Origin of the sequence: Echinicola rosea, from assembly GCF_005281475.1 — a bacterium.
Lineage (GTDB): Bacteria > Bacteroidota > Bacteroidia > Cytophagales > Cyclobacteriaceae > Echinicola > Echinicola rosea.
The window spans coordinates 3,305,306-3,319,040 of sequence record NZ_CP040106.1 but is presented as its reverse complement, the minus strand read 5'-3'; the positions used below and the strand labels follow the sequence as shown (position 1 = coordinate 3,319,040).

Annotated in this window: 9 protein-coding genes; 5 read left to right on the top strand and 4 right to left on the bottom strand. The window is 43.1% G+C overall.

What is annotated here, in order from left to right; translation table 11 throughout:
• The first annotated feature begins 110 nt into the window (after window positions 1–110).
• Window positions 111–707 carry an IMPACT family protein gene (locus tag FDP09_RS13200; protein WP_137403112.1) on the top strand — a complete coding sequence of 199 codons (597 nt, stop codon included), beginning with the start codon at window positions 111–113 and terminating at the stop codon, window positions 705–707.
• On the opposite strand, the gene FDP09_RS13195 is transcribed toward FDP09_RS13200, so the two are convergent.
• From FDP09_RS13195 to FDP09_RS13185, 3 genes are all read right to left on the bottom strand, one after another.
• Window positions 691–1,302 carry a 3'-5' exonuclease gene (locus FDP09_RS13195; protein ID WP_137403111.1) on the bottom strand — a complete coding sequence of 204 codons (612 nt, stop codon included), beginning with the start codon at window positions 1,300–1,302 and terminating at the stop codon, window positions 691–693. The two genes, FDP09_RS13200 and FDP09_RS13195, sit on opposite strands and share 17 nt — an antisense overlap.
• Complete coding sequence (gene nhaC / locus FDP09_RS13190; RefSeq protein ID WP_137403110.1) at window positions 1,299–2,780, bottom strand: Na+/H+ antiporter NhaC; 1,482 nt, start codon at window positions 2,778–2,780, stop codon at window positions 1,299–1,301. Before nhaC ends, FDP09_RS13195 begins: the two co-directional genes overlap by 4 nt.
• 274 nt (window positions 2,781–3,054) lie before the next feature.
• Window positions 3,055–4,179: an NAD(P)/FAD-dependent oxidoreductase gene (locus tag FDP09_RS13185; RefSeq protein WP_137403109.1), complete on the bottom strand. Its 1,125-nt coding sequence runs from the start codon at window positions 4,177–4,179 to the stop codon at window positions 3,055–3,057.
• 97 nt (window positions 4,180–4,276) lie between these two features.
• On the opposite strand from FDP09_RS13185, the gene FDP09_RS13180 reads away from it, so the two are divergent.
• Together FDP09_RS13180 and FDP09_RS13175 are read left to right on the top strand one after the other, a co-directional pair.
• On the top strand, window positions 4,277–4,756 hold the full coding sequence (locus FDP09_RS13180; protein ID WP_137405029.1) for an Mpo1 family 2-hydroxy fatty acid dioxygenase: 480 nt from the start codon (window positions 4,277–4,279) through the stop codon (window positions 4,754–4,756).
• A gap of 83 nt (window positions 4,757–4,839) precedes the next feature.
• Window positions 4,840–6,864, top strand: coding sequence for a cation:proton antiporter (locus FDP09_RS13175; protein WP_187328670.1), 2,025 nt, complete (start codon window positions 4,840–4,842; stop codon window positions 6,862–6,864).
• Between the two features lie 79 nt (window positions 6,865–6,943).
• On the opposite strand, the gene FDP09_RS13170 is transcribed toward FDP09_RS13175, so the two are convergent.
• Entirely contained in the window at window positions 6,944–9,226 is a 2,283-nt protein-coding gene (locus tag FDP09_RS13170; RefSeq protein ID WP_137403108.1) for a patatin-like phospholipase family protein, read from the bottom strand.
• A gap of 945 nt (window positions 9,227–10,171) precedes the next feature.
• Here FDP09_RS13170 and FDP09_RS13165 point away from each other — a divergent pair.
• Both FDP09_RS13165 and FDP09_RS13160 read left to right on the top strand, forming a co-directional pair.
• Window positions 10,172–10,849: a DUF4494 domain-containing protein gene (locus tag FDP09_RS13165; protein ID WP_137403107.1), complete on the top strand. Its 678-nt coding sequence runs from the start codon at window positions 10,172–10,174 to the stop codon at window positions 10,847–10,849.
• Between the two features lie 129 nt (window positions 10,850–10,978).
• Window positions 10,979–13,720 (top strand): hybrid sensor histidine kinase/response regulator transcription factor, encoded by a 2,742-nt coding sequence (locus FDP09_RS13160; protein WP_137403106.1) that lies wholly within the window; start codon window positions 10,979–10,981, stop codon window positions 13,718–13,720.
• Window positions 13,721–13,735 lie beyond the last annotated feature (15 nt).

The following is a 13,735-nucleotide window of genomic DNA, read 5'->3' as shown; positions in this document are numbered from 1 at the left end:
TAGCCTAAACTTAACATTACGTACCAAAATACCTGTTCATTTTTGTCTTTCCATCCTGTAGCTTTTACTTTTGGCAGCACCTAAGGCGTAGCATTAAACCGACAAAGAAAATGGAAGATACCTTTTTGACCTTAAAGTCCGATTCAGAGGGTTTGTATAAAGAAAAAGGAAGTAAATTTTTGGCTTTTGCTTATCCCGTTCAGGATGAAGATGAAATCAAGGAAAGATTAGAGGCCTTGAAAAAAAAGTACTACGATGCCCGTCACCATTGCTATGCCTATATGCTTGGCCGAGACCAATCCCAATTCCGTGCCAATGATGATGGAGAGCCCAATCACTCTGCTGGTGACCCCATTCTAGGACAGATACGCTCACACGAACTCAGTAATGTATTGATTGTGGTAGTGCGCTATTTTGGAGGAACCAAACTTGGTGTAGGTGGACTTATCACGGCCTATAAAACTGCCGCCGCCGAGGCCATCTCAGCAAATGAAATCATCACCGCCGTCGTCACCAAAAAGATCCGTTTTCGATTTGATTACCTGGACATGAACGATGTCATGCGCCTGATAAAAGACTATGATCTTCAAATTATCAAGCAGGATTTTGACAATACCTGTAGCATGACACTTAGCATTAGAGAGAAGCTGTGGGGAGAGGTCACCGCCCAACTTGAGGAGATTTCTTCTTTCAAGAAGTCTGGTTAGAAAACAAGTCGTCCAGATAGCCTTTTTGGTAGAGTGCATTAAAAACCTCCAAGCAGGCCCAAGCATCTGTAGCGGCATACAATTGCTGTTTTGGCGTCAACTCCTCAGCCTCCCAGTTGGACACTTGCTCGGACTTGGATATACGGATATTGAGTACCATTGCGCTCAAGTTCCTGACACCTACATTGTGAAAACCTACTTTCTTCAGCTCTTCATTTAGGTCAAAGAAACTCGCTTGGCTAAAAGAAGGTTCCAATTTTTTAAGTGCCTTGATATCATCGCGAACAGCTGCACCGATTTTCACCCGGTTGGGATCTTCCAAAATACTCCTGACTGAGCTGGGAAAGCCCACGTGGTTTAGCCGAAACAAAAAGGCTTTGTCTGGAGTAGATAGCTGCAATAGCGAAACATCATGGTGCACTCCCTTCCTAAAAGAAGGCCTTGTTTCGGTATCAAATCCGATCTTTGAATACTTCCTTAACTCTTCTACTGCCTCAGGAATCAGATTCTCATCCTCAATCAACACAATCTCTCCTTCAAAATGCCCCAAGGGAAGTTCATTGACTTCGTCTTTACTAATTTTATATGGAATCATACGGCCAGTTCTTTTTGGATTTCTCTCATTTCTTCTTCCGAATAATAATTGATACCAAGCTTAAGGTATCCGTACAAGACAGTCATAAATGGACTGATGATATTAAAAAAACAATAAGGAGCATATGTCAAAGTGGCCACTCCAAGCACAGAAGCTTGTGTGGCTCCACAAGTATTCCATGGCACCAACACGGAAGTTACCGTAGCACTATCTTCCAATGTCCGGCTAAGGTTTTCTCCTTTAAGTCCTCTTTTCTTATAAATATCTGCATACATTCTCCCCGGTACTAATATGGCCAAATATTGATCTGAAGTCGTGAGGTTAAAGAATACACAAGTCGCAGCGGTCGAAGCAATCAATGAGCCCAAGGAATGCACCTTTCTAATGACCGCCTCAGCGATCACTAGCAGCATTCCGCTTTCTTCCATCACCCCGCCAAATATCATGGCCGAGATGATCAGCCAAATGGTGAACAACATCCCAGCCATGCCGCCGGTGGAAAGCAGTTCGTTTACCATCGCATTGGAGGTGGAAATACTTATATCTCCATATAGCGACATCATCACAGCCTTAAACGACTGATAGGTATAGCTGGCTCCAGGTTCCCCAGCAATACCTTCAATGATCTGTGGCTGGAAAACCACCGCAAAAACGCCCCCCAGCAATGCTCCTGCAAGCAAGGCGGGTACTGCTGGCACCTTCTTGATGATCATGCCCAATACCAATGCCGGGACTAAAAACAACCAGCCTGTGATGTTAAACTTATCTGAGATGACTTCGGAAATCCCTTTTACTTGCTCTACTGAACCACTCACATCTATGGTAAAACCTAGTATTCCCAAAATGATCAATGTTATCAAAATGGAAGGAACCGTCGTTTTGGTCATGTGCCGGATATGGGTAAACAGGTCCGTCCCTGCCATTGCTGGCGCGAGATTAGTCGTATCTGAAAGCGGCGACATTTTATCCCCAAAATAAGCTCCTGAGATGATCGCTCCAGCAATCACCCCTTCTTCGAAGCCCAAGGCTCTTCCTATTCCCAACAAGGCTACTCCCACTGTCGCCACTGTGGTCCAACTGCTACCTGTGGCGATGGAAACAATTGCACTTACCACACAAGCTGCCAACAAGAATATCCCTGGGCTAAGGATCTTTAACCCATAATAAATCATCGCTGGAACAATCCCGCTCAGTAACCAAGTCCCCGCCAATGCGCCAATCAACAACAAAATCAGGATCGAAGGCATCGCCGCTCCAATGCTGTTTACAATTCCCTTTTGGAGGGTTTCCCAACTCATCTTTAACCGAAATATTGCGATCAACGATGCCACACTGGAGGAAAGAATCAACACCATCTGATTCGAACCGGACAAGCTATCGGTTCCAAACACCCGGATGTTAATGACCAATAAAATAATAAGAAATAATATGGGAATCATTGCCTCCCCTAGGCTTGCTTTTTGTTGAGGTTTCGTCATTGATGTGAATTTACAATAAAGTTTACGGCTTTATAGAGCCAAATCATAAGGGGATTAATACTCCCATAAATCTCCCACTCAGTTCATTACACTTGATTTTGGACTGCGCTCCTTATGGTAAGCTAGCTAAGCAACCAGGTCGGAACCTGCCAAACTGGAGCTATATGATACTGCCCCAAACTAAACAGAAAGGCGATTTTAAAGAAAACAAGGTTTTCTGTTTAATCCTATCTTTCTATTAGGAACTCTAAAATTAGCAAAAATTATCATTTATTCAGTCACTGAGTAAACTAGCTAACTCTTTTCCGGTTTCCCAACCCAATGCCACTCCCATGCCTCCAAGGCGAACGCCTACCGCCACTCGCGGAGAAATCTGACGAATAATGGGTTTTTTGGAATCCCCAAAAGCCATGGTTCCTGACCACTCCATATCCCACGAAATAATTCTATTGGGCAAAATCGTATTTTCGGTAATTTCCTGAAGGTAGGCTTTGATCTCCTCGTTGATGCCCCTTTCGGTGGTAATTTCATCCTGTTCGGAGATATTCCTGCCTCCCCCTACCAAAAGCCGTCCATCCACATTCCTAAAATAAACATAGCCCTTTTCCATATGAAAAGTTCCTTTTAGGGCCATGTCCTTTATCGGGTCGCTGACCATGATCATCCCCCTTCCAGGACGGATATTCACATCCTCTCCCTCCAGTAGTTGGCCAATGAAAGCATTGGAGCATAGGGCCATGATCCTACTCTGAAAAGCGATTTCCTCGTCGTAAAAAGAATGCACATAGGCCCTGCAATTTTGCTCATCCAACTTTTTCACCTCCGCGCCTGTCAGGATCTGAATGTTCATTTCCCGACATCGCTTCCAGAGACATTGAATATATTTGGCAGGATCCAGCTGCCCCTCAAACTTATTCTTAACCAAATGAAGGATATTATCCGAAAAGCCATAGGCCTTACGATCCGACACTTCTTCAAAGACATTGGTACCAAAAACAGGGCTGAGCAGGGCATTGATGGTATCGACCTTCTCCATATAATGCGCTTCTTGCTCTCTGATCAGGTCAAAGCCACCACATGAGCTATAATCTATGGCTTCATCGCCAAAAACACTCCTGATATTTTTGATCCCCATCCTTCTTTTGGTCACCAACTCAAAAACTTCATCTTCCTGGAAATTTTCTAAATCCTCTGCGATCTCGCTCAAACTGCCAAAACAGGCAAATCCTGCATTTCTGGTGCTGGCACCACTGGGAAACACGCCCCTTTCCAATACCAATACTGATCTTCCCGGGTATTTTTCCTTGTAGTGAATGGCCGTGGACAATCCCACAAAACCAGCCCCCACAATTATCAAATCATATTGAATAAGGTTCTTCTTCTCCCAATAGCTTAACATATTTCTCTAATTTTGTGCCTTTTACATGAAGAATTATTAAATTATTGATCTGGAATACGATTGTTTTATATCCCAATAGACCATGGAGCAAACTAACATAAGAAAAATTGACCAATTATTAGAAGAATATGGGGTAAGCCATCAAAATCAGACCAATAAAATGATTCATTGGTTTTGTGTTCCTGCAATATTCTTTAGCGTGGTAGGACTTATATACAGTATCCCTGCAGGCCCCATCAGCTTTCTACAGGATCATATGGGTTCCTTTGCCAATTGGGCCACGATCGTTTTGATCGTCGTCTTGTTCTATTATTACTCCCTATCCCCGCCCTTGGCCCTGGGAATGTTCCTGTTTTCTGCCCTTTGCTTGTTCCTGGCCAATTTTATTACCATTGTCGTTCCTATTCCGCTGTGGACAGTGTGTTTGATCATATTTTTCTTTTCATGGGTACTACAGTTCTTAGGTCATAAAATAGAAGGGAAAAAACCTTCGTTCTTAAAGGACATCCAATTTCTGTTGATCGGCCCAGCTTGGTTGATGCACTTTATTTACAAACAGTTTGGCTTTTCTTATTGAAAGCAATTTTTAATTTAAGCAGTGGAAATCAATATTGTTATTGTATTTTTAAAAAAGCTTTTTAATTACCTCATCGATTATATATGATTACGACATTACTAGCTTCGGCAGAAATCCCCATGCTACCTGAAATAGTCATCATCTTCGGATTGGCGACTTTGGTAATCATGCTGTTTACACGGCTGAAAATCCCCACCATCATTGGTTTTTTACTGACAGGTACCATTGCCGGCCCATATGGACTATCCTTGGTGAATGCATCCGCAACAGTAGATGTGCTCAGTGAAATAGGCATCATCCTACTGCTCTTTGTCATCGGCATGGAGTTTTCGCTAAAAAGCCTGATGTCTATTAAAAAGGCTGTCTTTATAGGCGGCTCCCTTCAGGTGGCTCTCACCATATTGACCGCTACTATTACGGCCTATTTCTTCGGATTTGATTGGAATGTTGCCGTTTTCTTTGGCTTTTTGCTGGCATTAAGCAGTACGGCCATAGTCCTAAAGCTCCTTCAGGAAACGGGGCAGGTAAACAACCTCTCGGGCAAAACCATTTTAGCCATTTTAATTTTCCAAGACATCATTATTGTACCGATGATGCTGTTTACACCTATGCTGGCCGGCGAATCGGACAATGTGTTGCTTTCACTGTTTTTTATGGCAATTAAAGGTGGATTGGTAATACTTTTCACCATCCTATCTGCCAAATACCTGATTCCGCAATTGCTCTTTTGGGTGGCCAAAACCAGAAACGAAGAGCTTTTTCTCTTGAGCATTATCGTGATTTGTTTCAGCGTAGCCTTTCTCACCTCACTAATGGGACTTTCGCTAGGCTTGGGAGCTTTTTTGGCCGGATTGATCATCAGCGAATCAGAGTACAGCCATCATGCTACTGGAAAGATCCTCCCCTTTAGGGAAATTTTTCTCAGCTTTTTCTTCGTATCGGTGGGCATGTTATTTGACGTTACCTTTCTTTTCTCACATATTGAAATCATCCTGGGCATACTGTTGCTGGTATTGGTTTTTAAATTCACCATGACCGTCATCGCTGTACGCTCTATAGGCATTGATTTTAAGGAAGCCTTTATTGTAGGCTTTTCCATTTTCCAAATCGGTGAATTTTCCCTATTGCTGGCACAAGAAGGGGTAGAAATTGGCCTGATTGACCAAACCCACTACCAATATTTCTTGGCCGTATCTATTTTGACCATGGCCATCACCCCCTTTGTCCTCAAAAACAGGGAAAAACTGGCCTTTAAAATGCTGGATGCTCCGCTCCCGCAAAGATTAAAAACGCACCTCACCACTCCCACTGGCAATATCTCCATGGCCAACATGGAGGGGGAAGAAATGTCCGACCACCTGGTCATCATCGGCTATGGCTTAAATGGCCGAAACCTTTCCAAAGCTGCCAAAAGGGCAAAAATCCCTTATGCCATAATTGAAATGAATCCTGAAACCGTACGGACGGAAGGAGAAAAAGGAGAGCCCATCATTTATGGTGATGCCTCTAATGAAATGGTGCTCAAGCACGTGAATATCCATTTGTCACGCGTAGTGGTGATTGCCATTTCCAATTCAGACGCCACCAAAAGCATCATCACGGCCATCAGGCTCCTCACCCAAAATGCCTCCATCATCGTCCGCACCCGATATGTCAACGAGATTGCCGCAAACCTCTCCATGGGTGCTAATGAAGTAATTCCGGAGGAATTCGAAACCTCCATTGAGATTTTTACGCGGGTGCTGAACAAGTACCTTATCGCCAAAGATGATATCGAAGATTTTACCGAAGAAGTAAGGTCGCACAATTATGAGATGTTTCGTGCTACCCAGAATAGAGGCCGTGACAGGCTGAACATCGATCTTCCCGAAATCAATTTCGTCTCGCTAAAAGTGGACAGGGACAGCGGCTCATACATCAATAAACCTCTCAAGAAAGTTAACCTGCGCGAAACCCTTGGTGTCAACTTGGTGGCGCTAAAACGCGAAGGCCAAACTACCTCCCATATTGATGGAGATACAAAATTGAAATTCGGAGATATCGTATATGTAGTGGGGAAACCTGATGGACTCAGTGAATTCGAAAAAGCCATTGGAGAAAAGGATTGACTTAAGGAAAAACAGGCACTGGTAGCCAATAAATCCATAATTGTCCCCTTTCTGAAAAGATAAATCCCAACTGATTTTATCAATGCTGGGAAAATAGTTGCGAAAGGCGATCAAGGGATCGTTGGTTCTGCAGGCTTCCGATACAATCCAAAATATCGCGCTTTTCCCTTGCTGTCAGCCGCCAGTTGAGGGAGGCGCGCTGAACATCCAGTTCTTTGTTATCTATCTCCCCCGAAGCGTTGGTAGGGCCGTGCCGTTCTAGAAAATCCTTCGTCGAATACTCAAACTCTATTCGGTCCAGCTCAAACCCCACGTTAGATTTCATGTAGTTAAACATCGTTTCATTATTGATGGTCTGCACATTATCCCAGTTTATATAAATATTTTTCAAGGGCGTGATCAGCTTTTGTAAGATCGTAGGCGGGGTCTTATTTTCGATTTCCAGGTTTTTCTCAGAATCCCTTATCGTCACTAGGACTACCCCAGAGGTGTTCGCTTCCATCCAATCTTCAAAAACACTGATAAATCTCAAGGCGTCCTTCACCCCAAAATTATCGGACAATCCAGAATCCATAATTTCCATTTGGGGATCAGAAGGGAGTTGGATATTGGGTGTTATAAAAGGAAAAGTAGCCCCCATCCGCAGTGCACTAATAAACCGCAAGTCATTCCCTCCTTGCTGATCGTAAAACCTCAAAAAATCAATGGCTTGGCTTTTTTCATCTATTGCCAAATTGGGATCTTCGGACACACACATATAGCTCACATGATGAGGAGAAATGTACAGTTTACGTCCGTCATTTACAATCAGCGGCGCCACGGGCATCATCGGGATCTTTGACCGATACTCAGGCTCAGCATAAGCATGAAGCGGCTTGTCGAGCACTTTACCGGTATTGATATTCAACTGGTTTTCAAAAGCATACCCCCTATCCTGTAAATAATACCTCCCATTGTATTTCACATACTGGTTTCGGATCAGCAGGTCATTGACCATCAACGTAAAAATAATGGGGTTAAGGTTATCAGAAGAAATCTGCCTAAGATACTTTTGATCCGCAAGGTGTATAGAAGGATCATCTTGACACCGCAGGTACAATTCCCTAAAGAAAGCTGCCCCCACCGCTCCACCAGAAGCCCCTGTAATCAGCTGAGTATGGGGCATAAACCTTCCCTCACTCCGCAGGTGCATCTGCTGCAGCACATGCAGCGTCCACAAAGCCGCCCGCTGTCCACCTCCACTACAGGCAATGAGCAACATCTTCGGCTTCTCTCCTTTTGGGAACTTTGCACGCCAATTTTCCAATATCTCCAAGGTTTTTTTCTTGTCCTTCTCCAAAGTGTCCGGATGGAGAAGCGACTGCATCCTATGTAAATTATAAGGTGCTTTTTCCACCTTATAATCCATCCCCAATGCCGTATGAGGTCGGTTTAGCCACTCGGTTTTCGAACTGGCATTCAACAGTAAAAAGAACAATACCACTACAAATGTGGACCAGCTCCTCAGCCAAAATGTGAGTGCACCGACCATCAAGGTCAATACAGACAATATAAGCAAAACGCTCATCGCAGCAGGGAATTGTAAAAATTTATAATCTCTAAAAAAACCCAAGAAAAGGATAATAGCGACTAATATCACGCCGATTATCACCAGATTAAGGTGATTTTGGTCAAACACCTTCAGCAGTTTATGCCCCTCAAACCTGGACAAATCTTCCCGTACTTTTTTAAACTTCAGGTCAATATCCAAGTAGGTATCCACTGTATCTTTGGCCTTTTTCATGTCTTTGTACCGTTTGATGACATTGGCCCGGGACACTTTTACTTTCCGTAATTGCTTGTCCAAACTATCGGTGAACATGACAAAAAAATCCTTATTGGTCAAAGCAAAATAACCAAACATCATTATGTACATCAGCAAATTTCCACCGATAAAGCCTAGAAGATACCCAAATATTCCCCAACCATCCTCACTGATATTGTCCACCTGAAAGGTGATCACGTTCACGATATAGATCAGGTAAACCACCAATGGTATAAGGCTATTGTTTACACAAAACCGAATAAATGGTCTGGATAGGGCCGCCAAAAACTGGAACCTGGCAGCATCCATAATATAAGTGGTCATATGAAAAGCCATGGTAAAAACGGCAAACGCAATCCCCATCATAAAAAATCCCATCCATGAAACACTATTTAGGTACTCAGGATCCAAAAACAAATAGGGAATCCCCAGAACTTTACCGAAATTATCCGAAAAAATCAGGACCAAAAGCACCCAAATCCCCACCAATGCCAAGTTTTTTTTCAGGTGTAACTTAAGCAATAGTATCGGAAAACTATGCACAATATTATTCCACATAAATGGTATATTTTAGAAGTTAATATACACTTTTTTAATAGATTGTTGAAAATTTGTCAGGCAGGCTTTCAGGGCGAACGCATTTAAAAAAGTGTTCCAATTTGAATATATCTGCCGTTCCTATGGAATTTAGCTTCATATGCTTTATTGGACTTTCCTACTTTTTCCATTGATGAAAAAGTAGGCAAAAAATCTAGGCCATGGAGCATTCTTCGCATTAAGTGGTTAGGTTTATGAGTACGAATTCGTTTGCCTTAATTTGATTTTGTGCCAGTTGCTATGGGCTAAAAATGAGTGGATCTCGCTTGTCCACTGCCCGAGCTAACTCATTTTCTTAACGCCCCCATCAACTGTCCCAAAACCGAATGCTCCAAAGGCCGAATAATGGACTCACAGTGAATACTTCGTTTCTCCGAGGCTAAGTGTTGCGTTACGAATATACATAAACTTATCTAAACCATTCTCCCCACTTGGGCAGATAGGTGCGGTGGATTATTCGTCCTTTAGACCAACTGATGCTCGTGCTCTTTCAGTATTTGCAGGGAGAGGTTGCTGCTATTCCTAATGTACAAACTGTGGTAAAGTGCCAGCGGCACGATAAATTTAGTAACCTGCGGATTCATCCGCAGGACGTTAAGCACTCATCAGCCTCCAGAAGGAGTGCCAGCGGCACGGATGATAGCTGCCCTACACGAAATTAATCCTAAATGCGTTTGCCCTGGGCAAGCTTTGACAGGATCTTTAATAGGCAGTAAGATTACATGTCCGGGGCAAAAATAGCCGTTTCTGGCATTGGAAAATCCCTATATGGTATGGTTTATTTTTACGGGGATCTAGAAGATTTTCATGCACTTCTGAAAGACTATTAAAATATTAAAATTTTCTATTTGGGCTTTATTGATTAGGTGTTACCTTAGCCCTCCGAATAGCAAAAAGAAGGAAAAAATGAGAACTTGGTTTTTGTGTAAAGTAAAGTACGCGAAAGAAAATGAGCAGGGACTGCTTAAAAATGTAACGGAACAATACCTCATCGATGCGGTATCATTTACAGAAGCAGAAGCCCGGATTTATGATATGCTGGGAAGTGTCATCCGGGGGGATTTCCAAGTGACCAATATCAGCAAAAGTAATATCGTGGATGTGTTCTTTTATGATGACATCGATCTGTGGCACAAGTGTAAGATCACCTATGTCGTGGCCGATGCCGACAGCGGAAAAGAAAAAAAGGTCACCCAATACATGCTGGTTACGGCTCACGATGTGAAAGAGGCTTATGAGCGCATTCACGAAAGCCTGAGCAATATGCTGGTGACCTTCCGTGTTCCAGACATCAACGAAAGTCCTATCGTAGAAATCTTCCCCTATGAAAGTGAGGACGAAGAATTGTTACCGCCACCACCTTCTCACCTTAAGCCTGTCAGTGAAGTGAAGGCTGATCAGCAAAGAAGGGATGAAGCCCGGGCAGAAAATCAACAAAACCACACTCATGAAGAGGAGGAAGAAGAGGCCGTAGAAGACGAAACCACGATCGAAGACGAGCATTCCGAGGAGGATATAGAAATCAAAGAAGAAGTAAGTGAAGAGGAAGATCATACGGAAGACTCCGAAGAGGAGGACAAATAAACAGCTATTTTATTAAATAAAATATTCGAAAGGCCGCTTAGGAAGCGGCCTTTTTATTTGAAATATTAAAGCCTATTGCTCATTTTTTGCATATTTGTTTACTGATTGAAATAACCTCAATTTCATCTTATGAAGATTCAACTTTTACTAGTTTTACTTCTTGTAGCCGTATTCTTTTCCTGTAGCTCAGAAAAAGACCATGCCACCTACAAAATTGGTTTTTCACAGTGTGTAAGCGGCGATGCATGGAGAAGGGCGATGCACCAAGAAATGTATCGTGAACTTAGCTTCTACCCTGAACTCTCACTGGAAATCAAAGATGCCAAAGGAGACAATGCCACGCAAATCAAACAAATCAGGGAATTTTTGGATGAAGGCATTGATTTGCTGATCGTTTCACCTAATGAATCAGAACCCATCACTCCAATTGTGGAAGAAGCTTTCCAAAGTGGTATTCCTGTCATCGTGATAGACAGAAAGATAAGTTCTAACCTCTATACTGCTTATGTCGGTGGTGACAATTATGATGTGGGTCATACGGCTGGACAGTACATCAGAAACCTGCTGAAAGGACAAGGACGGGTATTGGAGATATGGGGACTACAGGGAAGCTCTCCGGCAAAGGAAAGGCATAGAGGTTTACTGAAAGGCTTTCAGGATTCGGATATAGAAATCGTTACCAGCATCAAAGGTGAATGGGAAAAAGATACCGCCAAAAACAGGCTGATGCAGCACCTCGAATCTGCCGAATTCCCTGAGTTTGACTTGATCTTTGGGCATAATGATGTCATGGCCATTGGCGCACATGAAATATGCAAAAACTTAGATATCGTACAAATGAAGTTTATCGGTGTGGATGCTCTTCCTGGTCCTTATGGAGGAATCCAAGCCGTAACTGACGGAATATTGGACGCCACTTTTCTCTATCCAACTGGTGGTGATATTGCGATTGAAATCGCACATAAAATCCTCGCTGATGAGCAAATAGTAAAGGAAAACATCCTCCAAACTGCGGTGGTAGACTCTACCAATATCCGTATCATGAAGCAGCAAACGGATAAAATCATAGACCAGCAAGACAATATCACGAGACAAAAGGAGCGCATTGATGTCCAAATGGAGATCTACAGAAACCAGCGTACTTTTCTTTTTGGATTTGGCTTGACGCTTTTTGTGGCCATCATTTCGCTCGCCTATGTGTTTAAATCCCTTCGTGAAAAACAAGAAATCAACGAAGAGCTGAAAAATAAAAACGATGAAATCCTGCAACAAAAAGACAAAGTGCTCAGCCTTTCTCAAAAAGCGGAAGAAGCCACGCAACAAAAATTTGACTTTTTTACCAATATCTCCCATGAATTCCGTACTCCACTAACCCTCATACAGGCTCCAGTAGAAGATTTATTGGCCAATAAAGAGGCTGCCCCATTTAAGCCTGATCTTTTGCTCATCCGTAAAAACACCATGCGCTTGCTGCGACTGGTAAACCAGCTCATGGACTTGCGAAAAATAGACCATGCCAAAATGAAAGTAAAAGCTGTGGAGCAGGAACTCATTCCATTTCTGCAGGACATTATAAATTCCTTCGATAAAACTGCCCAAAAGCATGACATCACGCTAAGGCTATTGGCTGATAACCGTAACCTAAAGGTATGGTATGATCCCATGATGCTGGACAAAGTCATGTTTAATCTGCTATCAAATGCCTTCAAGTTTACCCCTGATCAAGGTAGTGTGATCGTAAAAGTCACTGAAAAACCGCTTTCCAATAACGTGTGCATCCGTGTAGAGGATACAGGCACTGGCATGTCCCAGCAAGATGCCAGCCATGTTTTTGATCGTTTTTATCAAGGAGGGACCTACTCTGCCACCGGTAGCGGTATTGGCCTGGCACTCTCAAAAGAACTTATCGAACTACATCATGGTGAGATCCACCTGGAAAGCACACCCGGCATAGGCACTTCCTTTGAGGTGACCTTACAAATGGGAAAAGCTCATTTCAACGAAACGGAAGTACTAAAAGGCACCGCTACCCAGTATTTCTCAGAAGAAAGCATTGGCTTTTTGGAAGAGGTCGCTCCCAACATGCCCAGCAGTACAAAGGAAGACAAGGAGCAGACGCTCTTGATCATAGAAGACGATCAGGAGATAAGGCAGTACCTCTGCCAGCAACTATCTACTCATTACAATATCCTGGAGGCGGAGAATTTTGAAGTGGGTATTGCCAAGGCACTTGACAAGCTTCCTGACCTGATCACTTGCGACCTGATGCTTAAGCAAGGAAATGGTTTTGACATCATCAAAAAGCTCAAGGATGACATTCGGACATCCCATATCCCTATAATTGTCATTACCGCAAAAAGTACCCTGGACGAACGGATTGAAGGAATCAAACTTGGTGTGGATGACTATATTTCCAAACCTTTCAGCTTTACATTACTGCTTGAGCGCATCAAAACACTACTCGCCAACAGGCAGAAATTAAGGGAGCATTACCTCCATGAACTCCCCATAGAAAAATCCAAATCCCCGGGAATCGCTACCGATAAAAAATTCATCAATTCCTTCAATGCAATCATAGAACAACACATCAGCAATCCGCAGTTTGGAGTGAATACTATTTGTGAAGAAATGGGGCTTTCTCGCGGACAACTGTACCGGAAAGTAAAAGCGATGCTAGGATATAGTGTAAACGATTATATCAACCGGGTACGCATGAAAAAAGCCAAACGCTTAATGGCTGAAAATGACTCCCCCATTGCAGATATCGCCTTTCAGGTAGGCTTCTCCACATCGGCTTATTTTTCGACTGCTTTTAAAAGTTATTTCGGAACCACTCCTTCCGAGTTTAGAGACCAATGCAAAAAGGGCTAGTGCCATGTCGAGCTT

Bases quoted from the DNA above. Each gene is read 5' to 3' on its own strand.
- FDP09_RS13200 (WP_137403112.1), top strand. From the start codon at position 111: ATGGAAGATACCTTTTTGACCTTAAAGTCCGATTCAGAGGGTTTGTAT.
- FDP09_RS13195 (WP_137403111.1), bottom strand. From the start codon at position 1,302: ATGATTCCATATAAAATTAGTAAAGACGAAGTCAATGAACTTCCCTTG.
- nhaC (WP_137403110.1), bottom strand. From the start codon at position 2,780: ATGACGAAACCTCAACAAAAAGCAAGCCTAGGGGAGGCAATGATTCCC.
- FDP09_RS13185 (WP_137403109.1), bottom strand. From the start codon at position 4,179: ATGTTAAGCTATTGGGAGAAGAAGAACCTTATTCAATATGATTTGATA.
- FDP09_RS13175 (WP_187328670.1), top strand. From the start codon at position 4,840: ATGATTACGACATTACTAGCTTCGGCAGAAATCCCCATGCTACCTGAA.
- FDP09_RS13170 (WP_137403108.1), bottom strand. From the start codon at position 9,226: ATGTGGAATAATATTGTGCATAGTTTTCCGATACTATTGCTTAAGTTA.
- FDP09_RS13165 (WP_137403107.1), top strand. From the start codon at position 10,172: ATGAGAACTTGGTTTTTGTGTAAAGTAAAGTACGCGAAAGAAAATGAG.
- FDP09_RS13160 (WP_137403106.1), top strand. From the start codon at position 10,979: ATGAAGATTCAACTTTTACTAGTTTTACTTCTTGTAGCCGTATTCTTT.